Source organism: Nitrospira tepida, assembly GCF_947241125.1.
Lineage (GTDB): Bacteria > Nitrospirota > Nitrospiria > Nitrospirales > Nitrospiraceae > Nitrospira_G > Nitrospira_G tepida.
Window position 1 is genome coordinate 212,556 of record NZ_OX365700.1, and the last position, 22,660, is coordinate 235,215.

Below are 22,660 nucleotides of genomic sequence, written 5' to 3' on the forward strand. Positions count from 1 at the left end.
GGTCAATATTTCAGGAGCGGCCGGCGACTTCCAACGAGCCCACACCTCGGCACCCAGGGCCTGCCATGGCTCTTAAACTCACACAGAGTTTTCTCGTTCTTGTCTTGTGCACACTCTCCCCGTCTCTCTGGGCCGAATCAAACCTCGATTACCAGAATCGTGGTGACCACTTCGAAGGCATCAGGCCCAAGCCGGTCTCCGGCTATGACATCGAAGTCATCTCAGTCCTGGTCGATTATCAAGAGCCGGCCGATAGGCTTCCCGACCAACTTCGGGTCGCATTCTACCTCCAAGGTCAGGCTCCCGTTCATCTCACCGTCCGGGAACAGGATTACCGGCTGTTCTATTGGCTCGATCGAGTGAAGCCGGTCAAGGATTGGCAGGTCAAGTCGGTCAATGAGTTCACCTGGGCCACAGGAACAGTGCTGCGGCAACTGGATCAGAAGCTCAACTTGTACGAGTTGGGCGTGCTGGTTCGGCTCAAGAAAGACACGCCGGCCTCGATCGAAGACATCGCGCCGGCCATCCTCTATCACGCCAGGCCGCCCGAGAAGATCGGGGGCTATCTCTTCACCATGAAGACCAACGGAGATGCGCGGCTCTCCTGCAAGGTCTATCGAGAAGGGGAACCGGCGGAGCTCATGACGCAGACGTTTCGCCGCATTCCCGGCGGCCGTCCCTTTACCGTCCGGTGGGACGCGGGAAGCGCACAAGAAGGCCGGTATGCCCTGGTCTGCAAAGGCTATTTTCTCGACACGAATCAGCCTCTGCAACAGACCGTGCGGTTTTTCCACAAGCCGACGGTAAAGTAGCCGGCGATCGATGCCTGATCACCCACCATGAGCGATATCTTCATCAGTTATTCGAGCAAGGACCGTCCCTGGGTCGAACAGTTCGCCAAAACGCTGGGGACATATGGCTGGTCCGTCTGGTGGGATCGCAACATCCCGACCGGCGGGTCGTTTCATGCGGTGATCAGACAGGAACTCAAAGCGGCCAAGTGCGCCATCATTGTGTGGTCGGAACAGTCCGTCGATTCCGAATGGGTTCAAGCGGAGGCCGGTGAGGCCAAGCGGCAAGAGAAATACCTCCCTATCAAGATCGACGAGAGTGAAATCCCGCTCGGCTTTACCCAGCGGACGTACCAATCCCTTGTGAGTTGGGAAGCGGGCGCCGACCACCCCGGATTTTCGCAACTGCTCAAGGACATTGAGCGGCTTGTCAAAAGTCCACCACAGAAAATTGAAATCGGGTCCAAGCCATGGTGGGAGCGGGTTCACCCCCTCTGGCTCGTAAGCCCGCCGACTTTGTTGGCGACAATTGTCGTGATCGGGCTGATGTTATGGCCTCTTTCCGCGCGGGTCCAAGTCGAGTTGACGACGGAGCGTATGGAGTTCGAGGTTGGCGCGGCGTCTCAAGGCACGACGATTTTGGCGGGACTCGACGTCCGATCGGTCGCAATAGAAAAATTCACCACAATTGCATTTGAGCCGCAAACTTTGGAAGTGGCGGATCCTGCGCAATATCGAGTCGAAACGGATGACTTCCCGCCATCGGCCTGGCGGGCGTTGCCCGCCGCGAGCGCCAAGGTCACGCTGGCAGCCAAGAATCACGCGCGGCATCCGAGGGTGACCGTGGAGGGACTCACCACCGCCGGGCAGGAAACCATCCATCTCGACCCTATACCGGTGGCACAAGGAACGCATGTCATGCTGGAAAGCCGCGGTGGAAAGAGTGAGGGGCTCACGATCAAGGTCGCGGGGCAGGGGGCTATTACTCTGTCGCTGCACGAGCCCTTCAAATTGATCGCGGACCATGCGCAGGTGAGCGGTTTTGAGGATTCGCCGTTTCAACAGCATGACGAGCTGACGTATCGCATCACCCTGCCGGAGCGGGCATCCTGGATCGAGATCTCGGCACAGGGAGATGGTCCTGGAATTTCACCGACCTTCGCACCCAAACGCTCCGCAACTACTATTTTCGGTGCGATCCCGGTCACGACGCTGGACTTCACCAGACAGGACTCATCCGGTGGGCGGGTTAGCGCCCTGACCGGACAAGGCACGATCACGTTTCCAGATTATCCGCATCTAGGGAGTGTGCCTGTGAGCAAAGATGACGCGATAGGACTGGAAGGCCTCGACCGCTTCATGATTAAGGAGGTCAGCCTGAGCGCCCAACACCGTGGCATGCGCCTGTTCGGTGATGGCATGGCCAAGCAGATCCGCACGAAGACCGGGCAAATTCCGATTCAGAGCCGTCGCCTGACCGCATTTGACGCCCTATGGCATGATGCCAGACTGGCTGTTCTCCTGAGTTTTGGTGCTGCTGTGTTCACGATGAGCCTTGGGGCCTATCGACTCTGGAGGGAGTTCAAACGCCGATGATCCTGCCTTCATGGGTTAATTTGCTGATAGCGTTGGTCGCCTTGGTCCAAGTGGAATCCACGTATGCGCAGGACATCACCCGTCTCCAAGCGGGGGTGGTCAAGATCACGGCCAACCCACCGCAAGGAACTGGAAATGTCGGCACTGGATTCATCGTCTGGTTAGAAACCAATGCGGCCTATATTGTCACATCGGCCCACGTCGTCGCCGGGGACGCACAGCCAAGAGTGGAGTTCTTCACAAAGCGAAACATGCCAGTTACAGCTGAGGTACTCGGATTGGAGGGCGACGACGAGGTGAGAGGCTTGGCCTTGCTAGTGGTGAGAGGGCGGGAAAATCTACCGAAGGGACTCAGAACGTTGCCATTTGCCGAAACCACGCGCTTTTCTGGGGGCGAAGACATCATCATGATTGGGTTTCCAGGCAATGCTGGGCCGTGGAATGTAGTTAAGGGGAATATCTCCTCCCGGCAAGATCGAGACCTGTACTATTCTCCGACCGTTGATTCCGGGCATTCCGGCGGACCGATCCTTCAGAATGGTAACGTATTGGGGCTGGTTGTCGTCGCAGGTCAGTCATCCGGCCGGGGGGTGGTAGCGAGGAGCGTCCATGATTTCGTGGAAGGATTTGGAATTACAGTTGAGGACCACGGTGAACCGGGAGCGCCGGAGTCGCCGCAGAAGGTCTTGGCATCTTTGAAGGTTCAGGAATTGGATTCAATCTGAGAAACGAATTTGACGTTGATCAATCATGTGGATACGGAGAGTCGATATGCTGTTCTGCCCAGTGCCGAAGCGTATCGACTACTGTACGAAGCTGGCCACGGTTCACTGGTTCGACATCGAGGAAATCGTATCGAAAGGCTACGGCAAATGGATTGAGCTGATCGAGCACATCAACGTGGGGAGGCGTGAGTTGCAAGCGATCTTTTAGGAGATCGATGAGTTCCACCAAGTCGTGCGTTTTTCTGAATGGGATCGCTTTCCCAGCAAGAACGGCTTAAGACATTTTTCGATTGCTTTTGCGCGTGAAATCCGATCGCTTCGTCATGGCTATCGAAAATGTCGGAAAGCTGCCGGCAGGTCTTGATGTCACGATCGGCGAGGGCAAGATAACGGAGGGCCAGATCACGCGGTTGCTTCATGCAACGCTTTGCCTTCTTTCAGCGCCCAGTACAGAATATGGCCCGGCAAATGGCCCCACTCTCTCAACTCCGCTTCGGAAGCGACGATGACATCTACAGGAATTCGCAATGGCCTTAGGATGTTTCGTAGACGAGCCATCTCGGAGCGCCTGTTCGGGACGGCTGATTCCACAACAAGGAAATCGACGTCTGAATCGTATCGCGCGTCACCGCGCGCGTAGGAACCGAACAGAATGATTTTCACCGGCCGAACCGCCTGCGCGAGAATGCGGACCGCTTGCTCTATTTGTTGCTGCGACACCATGGCCTGCTCCGAATCCGAGCCAATCGTAGCATGAAAAGGGCCTGCTGGCATATTTGGAGGGAGCCTGAAGTAAGATCAGCCGGGAATCATATCCGTGAACGTTTTAGGAAAAAGCAGTCCTCAATCTTTCTTGATCCACCGTGGCTGTGGATTGCCCTCTTCTTCCTTCTGTTGTTGCTGCTCTTGGCAATTCTATCCCCTGGTTCGCTCTGGGCTCAGGACATCGCGCAGGTGAAAAAGGGCGTGGTAAAGATCACGGCGCAGGTGGAAGGCAAGAACCGGGTCGGGTCCGGCGTCGTCGTGAAGGTGGAAGAAGACCATGTCTACATCGTGACGGCCTCGCATGTCATCGAAGGAGACCAACACCCGAACGTCTTTTTCTTTTCTGCCCCGCACCGCCCCTTCCGCGCCCGCGTGCTGGGGCTGGAGGGAGGAAACCCGGCCGGGCTGGCCGCCCTGCTGGTCGAAGGGAAGATTCCCTCCGATCTCGTCGCCCTGAACCTCGACCAGACGGCTGCCGTCAGCGGCGGCGAATCCATCACGTTGATCGGCTTCCCTCGGGTGGAAGGGTCCCCCTGGGCTGTGACGACCGGAACCCTCTCCGGCCGCCGGGGCAGCGCGCTTTCGTTTTCAGGCGCGGCCGACGAAGGCAACTCGGGCGGGCCGGTTCTGTTCCAGGGCAAGGTCGTGGGCATCGTGACGGAGGTGGGCGCCAAGTTTAATACCGCCGTGCCGGCCGTGGTGGCGCGCTTTGCCTTGGACGGATGGGGTGTGCGGCTCTCGGAAGAATTCGAACAGAAGCCGGCCGACGTGGCACCCGAGGAACCGGAACCGGTCGCCACTCAGCCGACGGCGCGGCCGCTGGTGTCCGGCAAGTACCAGGGCCTCGGCTTCAGCATGTTGGGAGGCATGGTCGGCCTGGAGGCCACTTATCAACAGAACGGCGACACCGTCACCGGTTCCTATGTCAACAACCAGGGCGATTTCGGACCGATGCAAGGCCGCGTGCACGATAACGTCTTCGAGGGGCGGGCGGCGTCGCAGGTCTTCCAGGGCGTGTTTTGCGATTTCGTCTCGGAAGTCGGCGGCGGCGGTAAGACGATCCAGGGCTATCTGACGTGCAGTAATGGCAACTCTGGTTCTTTCGCGCTGGAGCGCCAGTAGCGGAATGGTGCGCAACTCGGCCGGCTGGCTCTCCGTCTGGCTGGTGATCGCGGCTGCCGAAACCTTTGTCATACATGAAACGTCAGTCGTCAATCGACCAACGTTAAGATGAAACAGACACCGCGCCGGGGTGGGCTGGTGAGATGACGGCCTTTTTGAACATCCTGCGAGCGATTCTGGTTCTTGTTCTGTTCACCACCATCCTCTGGGCGCAGGATATCGAAGAAATTAAAAGCGGCGTGGTGAGAATCACCGCCCGGGTCGAAGGGCAGCAGCCGAAGGTCGGGAGCGGCTTCATCGTGCGTTTGGGCAAAGACGCCGCCTACATTGTTACGGCCGCTCACGTCATCGAAGGCGATCCCAATCCGCAGGTCACGTTCTTTCTGCAGTCCCAACAGAGCTTTACCGCCCGGGTCATCGGGGTTGAAAGCCAGAACCCCAAGGGTCTCGCCGCCTTGCTGGTTTCGGGTCCACTTCCGGATGGCCTCATCTCGCTGGCGCTCGATCAGACAAGGGAAATACAAGGCGGCGAACCGATCACCCTGATCGGCTTTCCACGGACATTGGCGCCCTGGGCCGTTTCGACCGGCAATCTGAACGGCCTCAAGGGACCGGAGCTGTCCTTGCAGGCCTTGATCGAAGAGGGGCATTCGGGAAGCCCGGTGCTCCTCGGCGGAAAAGTCGTGGGAGTCGTGACCGATGCGCGAGACCGGATGGGCTATGCGGTTCCGGCGGCGATCCTCGAGGTGGCTTTGAGAGGCTGGCGGATCACGCCAGAGGGAACAGCGATGAGAGAAATCACGGGCAAAGACGGCGCCCCGATGGTGCTGATTCGAGGCGGCCGCCTCCCGACCAAGATCGTGGCGGTCTACGGTGGAGGGGAAGTCGAGGAGGTTGATGCCCCACCCGTCAATCTCTACGTCGCCGATGATTTTTATATCGATCGGGGTCTTGTGACGATCCAACGGTTCAGGCGGTTTCTGCAAAGCACCGGGCACCGCGTCACGGGGAGATATGGCGAGGAGCGAGACTGGCCCGGCGATCCACACCAACCGGTGGATGGGGTGGGTTGGCACGACGCGGTGGCGTACTGTAAATGGGCTGGGAAGCGATTGCCCACGGAGGACGAGTGGGAAAAGGCGGCGCATGATACGGAGGGCCGCATCCTTGATGCCAATGTGACGGAATGGACATCGAGTCCCTATCACGAGTCGAGGTTGTCCCCCGGCGAGGCAGACGACAAGAGCAGAAAAACGATTCGAGGGAGTTTGAGCGCGTTCCACGCCAAACCAAGGGAAGGATCGCAGGTTGATTATCAGGTCCGAAAGTATGCTTCTGCGGGTGGAGGGTTTGAAGGATTCCGCTGCGCCAAGGATGCGAAGTAGCGATAGGGTGTTGGAAACGTCTGGTGGCCTGGTCCCTGTGCGGCAGGTAATCGCAGTGGCTCGACCTGTCGTCATACGCCAAGCGTCAGTCGTCATCCGTCAATCAAGCAACGATGAGGGGACCACGATGCAAAGACGCTCCGATCGTTTGATGAATGACGAGTGACAGATGACGGATGTCCTTTTGTTTGCTGCTACCGTGCCCTTGCGATGATTCCCGCCTGGTGCTAGGCTTTCCCCCCTGAGGCTGCGCGGGGGCCTCCTCTTCAGCCTGCTCGACAATCCAAGCGGCCGCGGCGCGACCTCCTGTCCGGTCCGGTGTTCAGCAGTCGTGAGCCTGCGAAAGGAGGCTGCCATGCTTGTGCATGAGGTGATGTCGACCGGTGTGGTGACGGTAAGAAAGACCGATACGGTTCGTTCGGCGGTCATCAAGATGCTCAGCCGGCATTGCGCCTCCGTGCCGGTCGTCGAGGACGACGGCCGCCTGGTGGGCATCGTGACGCTGCGAGACGTGCTCTTGCCCCTCTACCCCAACTACGGCGATTATATCCACGATAACGTCCATAGCCGCGATTTCGTCGAGATGGAAGAGGGGTATCCCGAGGTTCTGGCCAAGAAGGTCGAAGAGGTCATGAGCGTCAGCCCGATGACGGTCTCGCCGAACGACCCGGTCTTGCAGGCGGCTTCCTACATGGGCTTGAAGAATTTCCGGCGCATTCCGGTCGTCGAGCGGGGGAAACTGGTCGGGATCGTGAGCGTCGGCGACATCAACCGCGGGCTCTTCTTCGAGCGCGGGCACAAGCCATAACCTGACGGCCATCGAAGGGCTCGCGGTTCAACCAAAGGTTGGTAGGGAGGGGAAAATATATGGGATTGGCAGACAATAAATGCGTACCCTGTCGAGGCGGCGTTCCGCCGTTGCCGGCTGAGCGGGCGCAAGAACTCTTGGTGCAGCTCGATCGGGGCTGGTCGCTGAACACAGCCGGCCATCTGGAACGGCTCTACACCTTCAAGGATTTTGCCCAGGCACTCGACTTCGTGAACAAAGTCGGGGCGGTGGCTGAGGCGGAAGGGCACCACCCAGACCTGTATCTGGCCTGGGGCAAGTGCAAGGTGGAGATCTGGACGCATAAGATCAACGGGCTCACCGAGAGCGATTTTTACCTGGCGGCCAAGGCGGATCGCGAGTTCGCGGCGTTTCGGGCAGGAGTCGCGGTCGGAGCGCCAAAATAGTCCGAGCACGCGTTCCCGCCATGTCTCATCCAGACCGGTGAAGTCATGAGTCGCGTGCAAGCGCCGGTGGCGCTGGTCAACATGCCGTTCAGCTCGTCGAAGTATCCGTCGATCCAGCTCGGCACGCTGGCCGCTCTGCTCAAATCCCAGGGCATCGGGGTGGACTGTCATCACTTGAATGTCCACTTCGCGCACCGGATCGGGGTGCCGCTATATGAGCGGATCTGCGAGAAGCGGGCCCTCTTCGGTGAGTGGCTGTTTTCCTACCTCCTGTTTCGAGACAACCCCAAACGCGTGGAATATCCCCGCATGTTCAAGCCGGTCTTCGAGCAGATCGCCCAGGAGGGCGGCCTGCCGATCGGGTATTTCGAGAACCTGGCCATGCGCGAGGCGCCGGAATTCCTGACCTGGGCAATGACGGCAGTGGATTGGGGACAATATCGTCTCGTCGGGTTCACGTCCACGTTCGACCAGAATGTGGCCAGTCTGACGTTGGCCAAGCTGATCAAGGACCTCTACCCGGACGTGAAGATCGTCTTTGGCGGGGCCAACTACGACGGCGAGATGGGACTGGAGTACTTCAGGGCCTTTCCCTTTATCGACCATGTCGTGGTCGGCGAAGGAGAGCCGGTAGTCCCGGACCTCGTGCGCTGTGTGCTGAACGGCGCCCCGGACGGGTTTCCCAAGGGAGCGGCCTACCGCAAAGACGGCCGGATCTGTTTCGAACCCAATACGAGCCTGTTCTCGGATTTCGCCCAAACCGGCCCGCCCGATTATGACGACTACTTCCACCTGTCTGCCAGGCTGGGAAGCGCGGGGCCGACCGGGCTCGATCGCGTTCTGCTGTACGAAGGCTCGCGCGGGTGCTGGTGGGGGGAAAAGCACCACTGCACCTTCTGCGGGCTCAATGCGCAGAACATGAAGTTCCGTGCCAAGTCGCCGGATCAGGTCGCTCGCGAGATGGCCGACCTCTCCAGCCGCTATGACACGACACGGTTCCGCCTGGTGGACAACATCATCGACATGAAATACATCGAGGAACTGTTCGGCAGGTTTGCGGAGGCCCGCTGCGACCTGGACGTGTTCATCGAAACGAAGAGCAATCTTCAGAAGCAGCAGATCAAGACCTTGGCGGCAGGGGGTGTGAAATGCATGCAGCCGGGTCTGGAAAGCCTCAGTCTGAGCCAGCTCCGGACGATGGACAAGGGCGTGACGCCCATGCAGAACATCCAATGCCTGAAGTGGAGCTATTATTACAAGATCCTGGTATCCTGGAATATTCTTCTCGGATTCCCCGGGGAGACCAATGACGACTACCGGCGGCAGATCGACCTGATCCCGTCATTGCTCCACTTGCAGCCGCCCGAGGCCACGGGCAAGTTCTGGCTCGAGCGCTTCAGCCCCTACCACACGAGGCCAGGCGAGTACGGCCTGCGCATCACCGGCCCCGGCTTGGCCTATGAATATGTCTATGACGCTCGCCAGGTGGATCTGAACAAGATCGCCTACGATTTTGAATACGAGCTGGATCACTGGGCGGTCGATCCTCATGTCTATCAAGAGTTGATCGCCGCCGTGCGGGAGTGGCAGAAGCGCTACGCCTCGGATGACAAGCCGTTCCTGTTCTATTCCAAGGCGCCGAGCTATGTCACGGTCTATGACGGTCGGGTGGCTGGACGTCCGGTTCGCTATCGCTTTGACGGGCCGGCGGCCTTTGTCATCGAATTCTGTAACGACTTGGTGCGATCAACCGATCAGATTGCGGCGGCGGTGGGCAAGGTTTATCTGGGGGGCCCCGGACTTGGTGAGACGGTGTCCTCGATCCTGACTGATCTGACCGCCAAACGGATTCTTTACGAGGAACGGGGCAAATATTTTACGTTGGCGATCCCGGAGCATCCTTTTCATTGACCTCATATCGCAGGCAGCCTTTCCTCTCCTGTCTGGAGAAGGCGCATGAAGGTCCTGGTCCTCGGCGGCACGGGCTTTCTCGGTGCGAACCTCGTTCGCGCGCTCTTGGCGCGGGGTGAGCATGTCCGGGTGCTGGCCAGGCCGATTCAATCCAGCAAACAGGCCAAGGGCCACGCGACGCTCCACGGTCTCGACGTCGAGCGCGTCCCGGGCGATCTGAACGAGCCCGGGTCGCTTGCCGCGGCCTGTGAAGGGGTCACCAGGGTCTATCACGCCGCCGGCTACTACCCTCCCTATACGGTTCCCGTCGATACCGCAGTCCGGCAAGCCCTTCAGGAGACGCGCCATGTTCTCGAAGCCGTCCGCGCCGCGAAGGTCGAGCGGATGGTCTTCGTCAGCGCGCTGACCACGATCGGACATCCTGCCCAGGCCGGCCGGCTGGCGACAGAAGACTGCCCCTTTTCGACCCGCTACCACGACAATCCCTATTTGATGGCCAAAGCGGAGATGGAACGGGAGGTGCGGCAGGCAGCCGGTTCAGGCCTGCCGGCGGTGATTGTCTGTCCCACCGCCTGTTATGGACCCTATGACAGCAAGCCCACCAGCGGCACGGTCATCCTCATGATCGCCAGAAGGTTGATGCCGGGCTATATCGATGGTCCGGTCAACGCGATCGACGCGAGGGATGTGGCGGAGGGCATGGTCCTCGCGGCGGAGCGGGGCAGGGTCGGCGAGCGGTATCTGCTTGGGAATTGGAATACGACCCAACAGGAATTGAACCGGCTGATCGCCAAGGAACTCGGGGTGCTCGCCCCGCTCTTTCCCATTCCTCCCTGGCTTGCGCGTCCGGCCTTCAAGACGTTTGATTGGGGAGTCCGAACGATTCTCCGGCGGCCGGCGCCGGTGCCGGGCTTTTTCGTCGAGATGCTGGCCCACATGCAGCAGTATGACTGTTCCAAGGCCACGCGCGAGCTGGGTTTCACCGCCAAACGCCCGATCGACCAGGCGATCCGGGACGCCATCGTCTGGTTCCGGGCCAATGGCTATCTACCGGCGTAAACCAGCCCGTCATTCGTCACTCGTCGATGGTCATGCGTAAGTCGCGAAGGAAACAACACCTCTTGTCCGATTGACGGTTGACGACTGACGTCTGATCCCCCTCACATGGACAATTTCTCGGCCACGTTCCGCATCTGCACGCCGTGGACCAACGAGGCCCCGCCGCGGATCGCGCAGGCGACATGCACCGCTTCGGTCATCTCCTCCACGTTCGAGCCCTTCTCCAGCGCGGCTTGCGTATAGGCGTCGATGCAATAGGGACATTGCACGGCATGGGCGACCCCCAAGGCAATGAGGGCCTTCTCCCGCTCCGTCAGGGCGCCCTCTGCGAAGACGGCGCTGTAGTAGCTCATGAACTTATCCCACAGGTCCTTGTTCCCCTTCCCCATATCGGCGAACTTGCCCAGGTCCTTGGGATGGTAATAGGTTTCCATGGCGACTCACTCGCTCAAAGGTTAAGGTTGAGGCTGAGGCTGAGGTTGCAGGGCGAGGTTCGATCCTCCTGGAGCTCAACCTCGACCTCGCCCTGAGCCTGTCTGTTATGCGTTGCCTGGCGGGTCCGGCTCCACCTCGGCAAGGACTCGCTTGAAGCGAGAGCCCACCAGGTTGGTGACCTTCCCCATGAGGTCGGCGACCTCTTTCCATTCGTTGGGAGGCAGGTCCTGCTTGAGTTGCGGATGGATGGCCCACTCGGCGGACACCGCGAGCCCTGCTCGGCTGACGACGACGCGAACCAGCTCGACTTCTTTGACCGTGATCGTCTGGTCGGACGATTCGCCTTGCTGATGATTGTGACCCTGGGAACCTTGAGACGCCATGTGTGTCCCACCTGGATGAGTGGAGCTGCATCATACCGTAACGACCGGCGGGCTGTACACCGCCCGGTCGCCGGCTGGGAGCCTGTCCGACATTGCCGTTCGTGACGAGGTGAAGGGGGTGCTGGCAGATACAAGGCCGCAGGCCACGAAAACCCGGAAGCGTATTCGCTGGAATCGGGACCCATTGCTCTGCAGAATGCAATGGGTGCCCCGGAGTTTTTGGGGCCGAGAACGAAGCAGATGCCGGTACATCGTTCGCCGGAGTAGAAAGGTCAATGTTGGACAGGGTCCTAGGCGAGCGCGATCTCCTTATCACGGTCGCTCGGCCAGCACCTGCAGCATGGCTGGATGCAGGGGTCCGTTGCTGGCCACGAGGTCTTTGCCGTAGATGGAATAGGGAGAGCCGTTGAAATGCGTGATCCGGCCGCCGGCTTCCTTCAGCACGACCGATCCTGCGGCTGAATCCCAAGGACTCAGTTTCACCTCCCAATACCCGTCAAGCCGCCCCGCTGCCACATAACAGAGGTCCAGGGCCGCCGATCCCGTCCGGCGGATCCCCTGCGCGCGCAGCGCGAAGCGGCTGAAGTGGTCCAGGTTATTGTCGGCCGTCTCCCGAATGTCATAGGCAAACCCGGTGGTCAGCAGGGCGTCATCGAGGGTGTTGATGGAGGAGACCCGGATCGCCCGGCCGTTGAGCCATGCGCCCTGCCCTTCTTCGGCGGTGAACAGTTCCTCGCGAATCGGATCCAAGACCACGCCCAGCGTGCAGACTCCCTCCCGTTCGAGCGCGATGGAGATGGAATAGAACGGAAAGCCGTGGGCGAAGTTGGTGGTGCCGTCGAGCGGATCGATGATCCATCGGCATCCCGACTCCCGCCGTCCATCCTGTCCCCGTTCCTCCGCCAGCACCCCATCGGTCGGGAATGAAGCCAAGAGATGGTCCACGATCGCCTGCTCCGCGGCCCGATCGGCGTCGGTCACCAGGTTGACGATCGAGGTTTTCCGGTCGATCCCGAACCCCGCCCTCGCCTGTTCACGTAGGATCGCGCCGGCTTTTCGTGCGGCGGCGACGGCGGCGCTCATGGCGCGCGCGGGCGACTCGTGGCGCGTCTCTCGGCTCATTCGGCCCGTTGTCTCGTTTGATAAACCATGCGCTCGTGCTACACTTTCAACAGCAATGAGCCAGAGACGACCGGCAAAGGAATCGATCGGGTCGGCCGCGACGCCGGCTGCGAGAAATTTTTGTTGATCTCAGTGAACACTGTTGCTATAAAGCACCCATGCTTTGAGTGAGATCCGATTTTGGAGAACTCAAAGGATTGAACATCGAACACGAACCACGACGTTTCGCCTCTCGCCTTTTCCTCCCCAAGCTTGACGACAAGCGCCTTTCCTTCGATTGTCCGTTCAGGATTGTTTCCGATTTTCGATCCAGAGCGCAATGGGTTTCTATGAGCGACGCGGGTTGCTCCGCGCGCCTGAGTAGCGGCATTCCTTCCAGTGCATACGCTCCGGCCCCCGCGCGCGACGTCCGCGCTCGGACTTCATCGCGGATGAGGTCTCGCAGTCATCGTTGGTCCATCGTGCATTCCGGTCAAACAGGAAGCAGCGTGCAGCGGGTCCTTCGGGACGGGTTCGTGCGCGTGATGCGGCACCGGGTCTTTCCATGGCAATTCACTCGTGACGTCATGTGTGAAGGGAGGTGAGGGCGTTGGCAACGAAGAAGGCTGCAAAGAAGAAGAAGAAGTAAGTCACTCCCCCCGCTCCATGCGCCGGAGGCAAGGCCACTTGCCTCCGGCGCTTTTTTGTGTGAGCGGGAGGCGGCCTTGTGTCTGGTCAATAGGAACGTGTCACGGTCGGCCGGACGTCGGTTGAGCGCGATCGACGGAAGGGCTGGGCTGAGAAATTAGACTGAGGCGACCGGAGCCGTCAGGGCTGAGGAGTGATAGGCCGTGGAGGGCTGAACAAGGGGCCGTTCCGCAAGGGTCGGCTGATCGTCCAACGACAGAAGGACCCAACAGTCCGGACGGCGCAGGATCTGATTGACGAGCGAGGTATGCAAGGCATGGCCGGAGCGCTCCGCCTTGACGTGGCCGATGAACGGCATGCCAAGAAGCGACAGGTCGCCGACCAGGTCCAACACCTTGTGCCGAACGAACTCATCCTGGAATCGAAGGCCGGATTGGTTGATCACATCATCGTCGGACAGGACGACGGTATTGTCCAGCGACCCACCTTTTCCCAGCCCGCGCGACCAGAGGGCTTCGACCTCTTTCAGGAAGCCGAAGGTCCGGGCATCGGCGATGTCTCGCTCGAACGAATCGGCGGAACATTCATACTCGTAGCTCTGGGTGCCGATCAGCGGATGGTCATACGCGATCGTATAGGTCACCTTGGGGGTCGGAGCCGGTTCGATCACGACCCGGCGGCCCCTATCCATGATTTCAATCGGCTGCATGATCTTGAGGAACCGCTGGGCGCGATTCTGGGGCACAATTCCGGCCGCCTTGATTAGCCGCACGAAGGGGCCGGCGCTCCCATCCATGACCGGGACTTCGCCGGCATCGATTTCGATGTAGACGTTATCCACTCCCAATCCGCAGAGCGCGGCCAGGACATGCTCGATCGTCTTGATCTGGGTGCCGGCGCTGCTGATGGCGGTGCAGAGTTCCGTTGCCACCAAGTTGCTGATCGTGGCCCCCAGCGGAATCGCCGATCCACCCGCCTTACGAAGGAACACGACTCCCGTATTCGGAGGAGCGGGAAGCAGGGTCATCGTGACCGGTTGCCCGGAATGGAGTCCAACACCGGTACAGGTAATTGGGGAGGCGATGGTTTGCTGGTAGCGCATGATGACGTTCGGGAGGTGTATACAACTAACGTGCCAATCGAATTCTCTTAACAATTATGACGATAATACTTTTAATATCAACATGTTGGTGGCGATGATCGGATTTGATTGTTCTGTGGCTAAAACTCCACACCTGTTGCGTTTTCACGGATTCAACCCTTCAGTCCTCGTTCGTCTTAAGACTGGCTGGCGGGCTTGGGAAGGCTAATACCAATACCAAGTTCTCTCTGATTGGGCAAGCCCTGTCTTATATCCATCGAGCCTGTCCTAGAGTGAGGAGCCACAGATCCTCATCAGACCGTCACCATATGGGTGATAATCAATTCGTCGCCGGCGAGACGTTCGAGATCTGTCGAGCCGCAGGAGCATCGCTCGACAAGCTGGTTCATGGGAACATCCTGTCCGCAGGCCCGACATCGGCCCAGTCCTGGAATCTCGACGATCTCGAGTCTGGCGCCTTCCAGCAGGGTGCCCTTCGTCGCCAGGTCGAAGCTGAAGCGGATGGCCTCAGGCGTTGCGTCGTTCAGCTTGCCGACCTGCAGCGTCACCTGGGCGACCTTGGCGCCGTTGGCCCGATCGCTGACAATCTGGACGATGTGACGAATGAGGTTCAACTCATGCATTGACGAAACTATCCCGGAGCGCTATCCCGGCCGCCGTTGCTTGGCCAATAAGCATGCCCTTCATCAACAGATTCTGGGCAACTGGTCGCCGATCAACAGGTCCACCACCCGCAATCCTCCGAAGGCGTTCCTCATCACCACCGCCCCTGCCGGTGTCTCCGTGACTTCGCCGATGATCGCACTGTCCTGACCGGCTGGATGCCGGTTCATGGCCTCAAGTGTGGCCTCCGCATGTGCTTGCGGAACCACTGCGACCAATTTCCCTTCGTTGGCCAGATAGAGAGGGTCCAGGCCGAGGATCTCGCAGGCTCCTCTGACGCTCTCCCGGACCGGGATCGCGGATTCGTTGAGGTGGATCGCCGCCGCCGAGGCTTGGGCGAACTCGTTGAGGACGGTCGCGAGGCCGCCGCGCGTCGCATCCCTGAGACAGTGGATGTCCGGACAGACATCGAGCATGGCTTGGACCAAGTCATGCAACGGGCGGGTGTCGCTTTCGACCGGGCATTCGAGGGCCAACTCGTTTCGCGCCGTGAGGATGGCAATCCCATGATCGCCGATGGGGCCATTGATCAGGATGGCGTCTCCGGGTCTGGCTCTGGTTGCGGCAATCCAGACGCCGTGGGGAATGATGCCGATTCCGGCCGTATTGATGAATAGTTTGTCTGCGGCCCCCCGCTCCACCACCTTGGTATCGCCCGTGACAATCGACACGCCGGCATGGGAGGCCGCTTCGCCCATCCGTTGGACGACTTGTCGTAACAGGTCGATCTGGAGTCCTTCCTCCAGGATCATCCCGCAGGAGAGGAAGAGGGGTTTGGCCCCGCTCATCGCGAGATCGTTGATCGTCCCATGCACGGCCAGATCGCCGATGCTGCCGCCTGGAAAAAACAGCGGATTGACTACATACGAGTCCGTCGTGAACGCCAGCCTCCCCCCTTGTCGCCGCAGGTCGTCCAGCGGAACGACGGCCTGGTCTTCCAGCGCGGCCAGCAAGGGATTGCGAAAGGCCTCCACAAACAGGTGTTCAATCAGTTCCCGCATGGCCTTGCCGCCGCTGCCATGGGCCATGCTGATCCGCTGGTCCCGCATCCGTTCCAACCACTGGTTTGACCACGCGGTCCTCAGCGGTTCAGAGGGGTTCTGTTCGAGCGCCGCATGGTTCATGGTCTGCCCATCGTTCCGCGCCGGCATCATGCCGGCACCCTGTCTGATTTCTGCCCGTCCCGATCGAGCCGTCCATGGTTGCCGTACTGGTAGTAGGCCGCGCAGGCCCCTTCGGTCGAGACCATGAGGGCACCCAGCGGATTCTGCGGCGTACAGGCAGTTCCGAACACCTTGCACTGAGGGGGTTTGATGGCGCCTTTGAGCACTTCGCCACATTGGCAGGAGGTGGGGTCCGCGATCTTCATGTTCGGCACCGGGAATCTTTGCTCCGCGTCGAAGGCTGCGAACGCCGATCGCATCCGGACCCCGGAATAGTCGATGGAGCCCAGCCCTCGCCATTCAAAGAATTCCCGCACCTCGAAGACCTCATGAATGGCCTGGAGCGCCTGTAGATTGCCGGCCTCCGACACGACCCGACGGTACTGGTTCTCCACCGCGCAGCGACCCTCGGCCAGTTGCCGCAAGACCATCCACACAGACTGAAGAATGTCCAAGGGCTCGAAGCCCGCAATCACGATCGGCTTCCGATAGCGGTCGGCGATGAACCGATAGGGTTGCGTGCCGATCACCGTGCTGACATGGCCCGGTCCCAGAAACGCGTCGACTTGGAGATCGGGGGAATCCAGCACGGCCTTGATGGTGGGAATAATGGTGATGTGGTTACAGAACAGCGAAAAATTCGCGATGCCGTCCCGCTTGGCTTGCAACACCGTCAGGGCGGTGCTCGGCATCGTGGTCTCGAACCCCAGCGCCAAGAAAATCACCTCCCGATCAGGATTGGCCTTGGCGATCGTCAGCGCGTCCAGCGGGGAATAGACCATGCGGACATCCGCTCCTTCCGCCTTGGCCTGGAGCAGGCTCTTGCGAGACCCAGTGATCCGCATCGCATCCCCGAAGGTGGTCATGATGGCCTCCGGCCGTTGGGCCAGCGCGACACAATCGTCCACGCGTCCCCGAGGCAGGACACAGACAGGACAGCCTGGTCCATGGATGAACTCCACCTCTTCCGGCAGCAGCCTGTTGAGGCCGTAGCGGAAAATCGTATGGGTGTGGCCGCCGCAGACCTCCATGATGCCCAGCGGGGTCCGCCGGCCAAGGCCGACCCGGCCGGCCAGACTACGGATTTCCTTGAGTAGCCGTTGCGCCCTGTCGGGATCGCGGAATTCATCCACGTATTTCACGGCGCGCCTCTTCGTCCCATCCGACCTCGGTCGTGCGCCAGGAGGGTATGCACGAGATCCCAGAGGATGTGGTAGATGGCCACGTGACATTCCTGAATGCGGTGGATGCTGTCCGTCTCCACGACGAGGCTGTAGTCAACAGCCGGAGACCGTGCCACGGAGCCGCCGTCTCCTCCCGATAGGGCGATCGTCGTGAGCCCCATCTCCTTGGCCTTCTCGAAGGCGCGGAGCAGGTTCGGCGAATTGCCGCTGGTCGTCACCCCGATCAGCCCGTCCCTGGCTTTGGCCTGGGCGATCAGGGGCCGGACGAAGATATGATCGAACCCCACGTCGTTGCCGACTGCCGTCAGCATCGCCACATCGGCATCCAGATTGACCGCCGGCAAGGCCGGACGGCCCGTCGTGACCGGATGAAGGAACTCCACGGCGATATGGGCCGCGTCGCAACTGGATCCGCCGTTGCCCATCGTGAAGAGCCGGCCGTCCCGGCGGTACACTTCGGCGATGGCCTTCGCCGCCGCGACCACCTGCTCCGCATGCGACGCGAAGAAAGCCCGTTTGGCCGCCAAGCTGTCCTCCGCTTTTTGGCGGACCGATTCCAGCAGTTCCTCATTCAGTCGAGCCGGGAGGGCCCCCTGCTCGTTCAGGAACGGATAGAGTCCGCCGAGGATGTCGTTGGCCGCCATCGCTCCCTCACGCCTGTCCGGATGTCCGCATTGCTCGGACCTCTGTCTGTGCCTCCCCGAGCTCGGCCAACAGGGCGATCGTTCGCTGCGCTTCCGTCGGATCGATGCGGCCCATCGCGAACCCCACATGCACCAGCACCCACTCGCCGAGACAGGCCTCCGGCCGGTGCTGCTCGTCCACAATACAGGCAATGTTGACCGTTCGCCTCACGCCTGCGACATCGACAACGGCCAAATTGTCCTGCTCGCTGATGATTTCGACGATGAGCCCGGGAATGCCCAAGCACATACCAGGGGACCCTCACCGACGACGCGGCACTTGCTGCGCCGCGGCGACCACGGCCTGCCCGAGCGCAAGGCCGCCGTCGTTGCACGGAATCTCGCTGTGAGCCAGCACGTGGAAGCCCAGTGCCTCCAATCCGATTGCGACCAGCTCGAACAGCACCTGATTCTGGAAGACCCCGCCTGATAACGCAACTTGGCGGACGGCTCGTTCGCCTCTCTCGTCTCGGGTCGTCCGATCCGCCATGGCGCAGATGGCGCGAGCCAGTCCCTTGTGAAACCGCGCCGCCATGACCGGGATCGGCGTCTTCAGAAGAAGATCATCCAGAAGCGCTTGCCACATGGCCGTGGGGTCGAGAGAGGGAATCCCGGTCTCCTTGAGAAGAGAAATTGCGAAGGGATAGGCGGAGGCCTCGTCCTCCTCTTCAAGAGCCGCGCGATCCACCTGTTGCTCGAGTTCAACGGCGGCCTGACCCTCGTAGCCCGCTCGGTCGGGACAGATGCCCATGGCCGCCGCCACCGCGTCAAACAGTCGCCCACAAGAACTGGCCGGAGGGCTGTTGATGTTTCGCGCGAGCATGTGGTCGAGCAGGGTCCGTGGCTTGTCCGCGAGATAATGATGGAGACCCAATTCACCGTAGCGTTCCGCGAAGCGCGCCCAGCCAAGCCCCGTCATCAGGTGCGCGTAGGTGTTCCGCCAGGGTTCCCTGATCGCCTGCTCCCCGCCCAGCAGCGCCACTGGTTTGAAGGCCCCGACCCGCCTGGCCGCACGATAGTCGGCGACCAGGAACTCTCCGCCCCACAAGGTCCCGTCGTCCCCATACCCGAGCCCATCCAGGGCGATGCCGAGCACCGGAGGATGATCGAGCGGGAGACCGTGCTCCGCGAGACAGGCGGCGATGTGGGCATGGTGGTGCTGAACCTCGTGGAGCGGGATGGCCTCCGTCGCAGACAGTTCCCTCCCGATCTTGCTGGACCGGTATTCGGGGTGACGGTCGATGGCGAGGACCGCCGGAGCATGGGCAAACAGGTGACGGTATCGGTCCAGCGCCCGTCGATAATCCGCAAGGGTTAAGGCATCTTCGAGGTCCCCGATGTGGTGGGACAGGACCGCGCGACCGTCCTGGAACAGACAGAAGGTATTTTTCAGTTCCCCGCCCAGGGCCAAGACAGGAGGCGCCTCGGCAAATTCCGGTGGGAGCACGATCGGCGCCGGAGCGTAGCCTCGGCTGCGGCGGAAGATTCGCCCCGCGCCGGCCATGACCTTGGCGACGGAATCATCGACCCGGTGGGCGATCGGACGATCGTGCAACAGGAACGCGTCGGCCATGTCCCCCAGATGGGTCTTGGCCTCCTCATTGTCGATCCATTGCGGCTCGTCGGACCGATTCCCGCTGGTCAGGACGACGGGGCGGTCCATCCGTTGAAGCAGCAGGTGATGGAGGGCCGTGTTAGGCAGCATGAAGCCCAACGTGCGAAGGCCGGGCGCCACGCTGGGGGCGATGGCGCCCTGGAGATTGGACTCTGGACCGGTCCTGGTGCGCCGTGCCAAGATCACGATCGGAGCCGCGGGGCTTTCAAGCAGCGCCTGTTCCTGCTCGTTGACCTCGCAGGAGTCGCGGATGACCCGAAGATCGCGCGCCATGAGGGCGAACGGCTTCCCATCCCGTCCTTTCTTGCGACGGAGTCGCGAAACGGCTTCCTCCCGCGAGGCATCGCAGGCCAACTGCAGGCCCCCCAATCCCTTGATCGCCAAAATCTTGCCCTGTTGAAGGAGGGTGCAGGCGGCATCGACGGCGTCGAACAGAGGAAGGTTTTCGATTCGAATTGGTGTGCCGTCGGCGCGCTCAAGCCAGACCTTCGGGCCGCATTCGTGACAGGCGATCGGCTGCGCGTGAAACCGCCGGTCTTGAGGGTCCCTGCATTCGGCGGCACAAGGGGAACAGAGTTCGAACCGGCTCATGGTGGTGCCGGACCGGTCGTAGGGAATACGTTCCTGAATCGTCAGCCGCGGGCCGCAATGGGTGCAGTTCGCCAGCGGATAGCGATAGCGACGCGCGGAGGAATCCTGCACTTCGTCCTGACAATCCACGCAGGTCGCGGCGTCTGGTAGGACAGCGGTCGAAACAGAGCCGATCGCGCTGGCGAGGATCGTGAAGTCCGGGGGAATGTCTTGAGCCTGGGCCGGCTCGCAAATCACCTCGTCGATCCGGGCCAAGGCCGGCGGTCGCGACGTGAGGTCGTCGAGGAATTGCCGGATGGTATCGGGAAGGCCGACTAGATGGATCAACAGGCCCTCTCCATCGTTCAACACATGGCCGCGCAGGCCGAGGCGCTGGGCCAGCCGCCAGACGGTCGGGCGGAATCCGACACCCTGGACCAATCCGCGAATGCGGATCGTCATGGCTGTGAGCGGTGAAGCAGGTGAAGCAAGGGATTGCGTCACGGTTGTCTCTCTTAAATCGAGGGTCGTCACGTCCTCCATGTGGGTCGCTCAAAGAAACCTGTTGGCCAAAGCAAAACTGGTAAGACGGAAGGAGAGGACGCAGTCTAGCGGGATGGTTGCGACACGATCAAGAGCCGTCTGAATCGGTGCGCCGGCGCACCGACGTGCGCGGATACACGAAGCGGAATCGCGCTCGCCTGGGTGTCGTTCATCGCCGCCGACAGCATCCCATCGATAATGCCGCAGTTTCTTTAGCTTACCTTGCTGTTGTACAGTCCGACCGGGACGGTCCTCTTTTTGCTGATAGCCTCCCATGCGGAGAATTTTCCTATGGAGATGGTTCTTCTTGCTGTAGCCCTGCTCCCCCCGCTGCTCTCGGGCGCGACGATCCCATTGTGCGGGTCGAAGTTGGGAGAACGGAGCGCATGGATCGGCATCGCGGCCCTCTGGGCGTCGGCCTTGTCATCCATCGCGATGATGACGGTCGTGCTTCAAGCGGGACCGGTCAAGTTGACGATTCTGGACGTCAACGCCGGAACCATGAGCCATGCGGTTCTGATCGACCGCCTGGCCGCCGTCATGATGGTTCTGATCACCTCGGTCAGCTTGGTGATTCACGTCTATTCGCGCCGATACATGGTCGGCGATGCGGGCTATGTGCGGTTCTTCTCGCTCCTGGGGCTGCTCACGTTCGTCCTGCTCAGCCTCGTGACCAGCGGAAACCTGCTGTGGCTGTTGCTCTGCTGGCATCTGGTCACCTGGCTGCTCGTGAAGCTGGTGTCGTTTCAGGGGTCGAGCCCAGCCGCCCTCCTAGCCGGGAGGCGAACGTTATGGATTCAGGGAGTCGGCGATACCGCCTTCGCGGCGGCGGCGCTGGTGCTCTATGCGACCTGTGGCACATTGGATCTGGATGGGATCTTTGCGGCCATCAGGCAGTCGCCGGTACGGACTATCGTATGGTTCGGTGCCGGGTTGGAGCTGGATGTCCCGTTCGTCACGACCCTGCTCCTGCTCCTGTCCGTGATGGCCAAGTCCGCTCAATTTCCCTTTCATATCTGGCTCCCCGGCACGATCGAGGCGCCCACGCCGGTGTCGGCTCTGCTGCATGCGGGCATCGTGAACGCGGGCGGCTTCCTGGTCAACCGGCTGGCCCCGTTGTTCGGGTCCGCGCCGACGACTCTCAATCTGATGTTCCTGATCGGGGGGCTCACGGCCTTGATCGGCGCGGCCACGATGCTGACACAATCCAGCGTGAAGCGGACGCTGGTCTACTCCACGATGGGACAGATGGGCTACATGGTGATGGAGTGCGGATTGGGCGCCTTCGCGCTGGCGGTGTTTCACCTCTGCGCCCATGGACTGTTCAAGGCCACGCTGTTCTTGAACTCCGGCACGAACATTCACAAGGCCAGGAAGGAGTTCAAGCTCCCACCTGCAGCGCAGATCGAGCAGGCCGGGGCGTTCTCGGCGATCACCTGGGGCACCGGCCTCACCGTGACCCTGGTGTTGCCGCTGATCATCTTGCTGGCCGTCCATGGGGTGGTTCGCATCCCGTTGTTGGACGTGCAGGGAGCGGTCATTTTCCTGTTCTTCGGATGGGTCACGTCGTCCCAAGTGATGTTCAGCCTCTACCGGGCGCATAGCGGAGCGTCCTGGAAAGTGTCGCTGACGATGGTCGGGGCGCTCGCCTTGATCGGGATGACCTACCTGTGGGCCGGCGAAGCCTTCACCCATTTCCTCTATCCCGGTCCGGGAGAGGCAGACGCCTACTTCCAGGCCGCCGAGTGGCATCCGTATCTGTTCGATGCCTTTATCGGCCTCTCGGCGGTCCTCATCGTGGCCGTCTGGGGCCTGATTTACGGAACGGCTCGCGGCGTGAAAGTGCTCGTGCCGGCGTGGATCGAAGGCCTTCGAACCAGGGCCTATGTGGCCTTTCTCAACGGACTCTATGTGGAAGATCTCGTGCGGACCTTTGAACGGCCGTCCCGTCGCCTGTCCTGCGACGCCGACGGCCGCCGCTAG

Annotated in this window: 22 protein-coding genes and 1 pseudogene; 11 read left to right on the forward strand and 12 right to left on the reverse strand. The window is 60.8% G+C overall.

The genetic code is table 11. From position 1 onward, the window contains the following. The first annotated feature begins 65 nt into the window (after positions 1-65). The 4 genes and pseudogenes from QWI75_RS01060 to QWI75_RS01075 all read left to right on the forward strand — a co-directional run bounded on the left by QWI75_RS01060 (position 66) and on the right by QWI75_RS01075 (position 3,112). Entirely contained in the window at positions 66-812 is a 747-nt protein-coding gene (locus QWI75_RS01060) for a hypothetical protein (protein ID WP_289266830.1), read from the forward strand. Between the two features lie 27 nt (positions 813-839). After that, positions 840-1,139: pseudogene (locus tag QWI75_RS22585) on the forward strand (toll/interleukin-1 receptor domain-containing protein); the annotation flags it as partial. Positions 1,140-1,388: 249 nt separating this feature from the next. Next, positions 1,389-2,387 (forward strand): hypothetical protein, encoded by a 999-nt coding sequence (locus tag QWI75_RS01070; RefSeq protein ID WP_289266832.1) that lies wholly within the window; start codon positions 1,389-1,391, stop codon positions 2,385-2,387. Next, a complete protein-coding gene (locus QWI75_RS01075) occupies positions 2,384-3,112 on the forward strand; it encodes a S1 family peptidase (protein ID WP_289266833.1) in 729 nt (242 codons plus the stop codon). The genes QWI75_RS01070 and QWI75_RS01075 overlap by 4 nt, the downstream gene beginning before the upstream one ends. A gap of 19 nt (positions 3,113-3,131) precedes the next feature. On the opposite strand, the gene QWI75_RS22590 is transcribed toward QWI75_RS01075, so the two are convergent. Both QWI75_RS22590 and QWI75_RS01085 read right to left on the reverse strand, forming a co-directional pair. After that, a complete protein-coding gene (locus QWI75_RS22590; RefSeq protein ID WP_370693536.1) occupies positions 3,132-3,338 on the reverse strand; it encodes a hypothetical protein in 207 nt (68 codons plus the stop codon). Between the two features lie 176 nt (positions 3,339-3,514). Then, complete coding sequence (locus QWI75_RS01085) at positions 3,515-3,835, reverse strand: nucleotidyltransferase domain-containing protein (RefSeq protein ID WP_289266835.1); 321 nt, start codon at positions 3,833-3,835, stop codon at positions 3,515-3,517. Positions 3,836-4,018: 183 nt separating this feature from the next. Here QWI75_RS01085 and QWI75_RS01090 point away from each other — a divergent pair, with 183 nt between their 5' ends. From QWI75_RS01090 to QWI75_RS01115, 6 genes are all read left to right on the forward strand, one after another. After that, positions 4,019-4,999, forward strand: coding sequence for a S1 family peptidase (locus tag QWI75_RS01090; protein ID WP_289266836.1), 981 nt, complete (start codon positions 4,019-4,021; stop codon positions 4,997-4,999). A gap of 143 nt (positions 5,000-5,142) precedes the next feature. After that, on the forward strand, positions 5,143-6,384 hold the full coding sequence (locus tag QWI75_RS01095; RefSeq protein ID WP_289266837.1) for an SUMF1/EgtB/PvdO family nonheme iron enzyme: 1,242 nt from the start codon (positions 5,143-5,145) through the stop codon (positions 6,382-6,384). Positions 6,385-6,739: 355 nt separating this feature from the next. Beyond that, positions 6,740-7,192: a CBS domain-containing protein gene (locus QWI75_RS01100; protein WP_289266838.1), complete on the forward strand. Its 453-nt coding sequence runs from the start codon at positions 6,740-6,742 to the stop codon at positions 7,190-7,192. A 59-nt stretch (positions 7,193-7,251) separates the two neighbouring features. Next, positions 7,252-7,617, forward strand: a complete 366-nt coding sequence (locus QWI75_RS01105) for a 4a-hydroxytetrahydrobiopterin dehydratase (RefSeq protein WP_289266839.1) — start codon at positions 7,252-7,254, stop codon at positions 7,615-7,617. A gap of 45 nt (positions 7,618-7,662) precedes the next feature. After that, complete coding sequence (locus QWI75_RS01110) at positions 7,663-9,528, forward strand: RiPP maturation radical SAM C-methyltransferase (RefSeq protein ID WP_289266840.1); 1,866 nt, start codon at positions 7,663-7,665, stop codon at positions 9,526-9,528. A 45-nt stretch (positions 9,529-9,573) separates the two neighbouring features. Beyond that, positions 9,574-10,587, forward strand: a complete 1,014-nt coding sequence (locus QWI75_RS01115; protein WP_289266841.1) for an NAD-dependent epimerase/dehydratase family protein — start codon at positions 9,574-9,576, stop codon at positions 10,585-10,587. Between the two features lie 101 nt (positions 10,588-10,688). Here QWI75_RS01115 and QWI75_RS01120 read toward each other — a convergent pair whose 3' ends face one another. From QWI75_RS01120 to hypF, 10 genes are all read right to left on the reverse strand, one after another. Beyond that, positions 10,689-11,021 carry an arsenosugar biosynthesis-associated peroxidase-like protein gene (locus QWI75_RS01120; protein ID WP_289266842.1) on the reverse strand — a complete coding sequence of 111 codons (333 nt, stop codon included), beginning with the start codon at positions 11,019-11,021 and terminating at the stop codon, positions 10,689-10,691. A gap of 105 nt (positions 11,022-11,126) precedes the next feature. Then, positions 11,127-11,405, reverse strand: a complete 279-nt coding sequence (locus QWI75_RS01125) for a hypothetical protein (RefSeq protein ID WP_289266843.1) — start codon at positions 11,403-11,405, stop codon at positions 11,127-11,129. Positions 11,406-11,717: 312 nt separating this feature from the next. Beyond that, positions 11,718-12,527, reverse strand: a complete 810-nt coding sequence (locus QWI75_RS01130) for an inositol monophosphatase family protein (RefSeq protein ID WP_289266844.1) — start codon at positions 12,525-12,527, stop codon at positions 11,718-11,720. Positions 12,528-13,311: 784 nt separating this feature from the next. Then, positions 13,312-14,256: a UDP-3-O-acyl-N-acetylglucosamine deacetylase gene (gene lpxC / locus QWI75_RS01135; protein WP_289266845.1), complete on the reverse strand. Its 945-nt coding sequence runs from the start codon at positions 14,254-14,256 to the stop codon at positions 13,312-13,314. 293 nt (positions 14,257-14,549) lie between these two features. Further along, entirely contained in the window at positions 14,550-14,879 is a 330-nt protein-coding gene (locus QWI75_RS01140) for a hydrogenase maturation nickel metallochaperone HypA/HybF (RefSeq protein ID WP_289266846.1), read from the reverse strand. Between the two features lie 63 nt (positions 14,880-14,942). Then, a complete protein-coding gene (gene hypE / locus QWI75_RS01145; protein ID WP_370693606.1) occupies positions 14,943-15,968 on the reverse strand; it encodes a hydrogenase expression/formation protein HypE in 1,026 nt (341 codons plus the stop codon). A 101-nt stretch (positions 15,969-16,069) separates the two neighbouring features. Further along, positions 16,070-17,224, reverse strand: coding sequence for a hydrogenase formation protein HypD (gene hypD, locus QWI75_RS01150; protein ID WP_289266848.1), 1,155 nt, complete (start codon positions 17,222-17,224; stop codon positions 16,070-16,072). Further along, positions 17,221-17,910: a D-sedoheptulose-7-phosphate isomerase gene (locus tag QWI75_RS01155; RefSeq protein WP_289266849.1), complete on the reverse strand. Its 690-nt coding sequence runs from the start codon at positions 17,908-17,910 to the stop codon at positions 17,221-17,223. The genes hypD and QWI75_RS01155 overlap by 4 nt, the downstream gene beginning before the upstream one ends. 7 nt (positions 17,911-17,917) lie before the next feature. After that, the gene (locus QWI75_RS01160) at positions 17,918-18,199 is read right to left on the reverse strand and encodes a HypC/HybG/HupF family hydrogenase formation chaperone (protein ID WP_289266850.1); all 282 of its coding nucleotides are present in this window, start codon (positions 18,197-18,199) and stop codon (positions 17,918-17,920) included. Between the two features lie 12 nt (positions 18,200-18,211). Further along, the gene (gene hypF / locus QWI75_RS01165; protein ID WP_289266851.1) at positions 18,212-20,668 is read right to left on the reverse strand and encodes a carbamoyltransferase HypF; all 2,457 of its coding nucleotides are present in this window, start codon (positions 20,666-20,668) and stop codon (positions 18,212-18,214) included. Between the two features lie 300 nt (positions 20,669-20,968). On the opposite strand from hypF, the gene QWI75_RS01170 reads away from it, so the two are divergent. Further along, complete coding sequence (locus tag QWI75_RS01170; protein WP_289266852.1) at positions 20,969-22,660, forward strand: proton-conducting transporter transmembrane domain-containing protein; 1,692 nt, start codon at positions 20,969-20,971, stop codon at positions 22,658-22,660.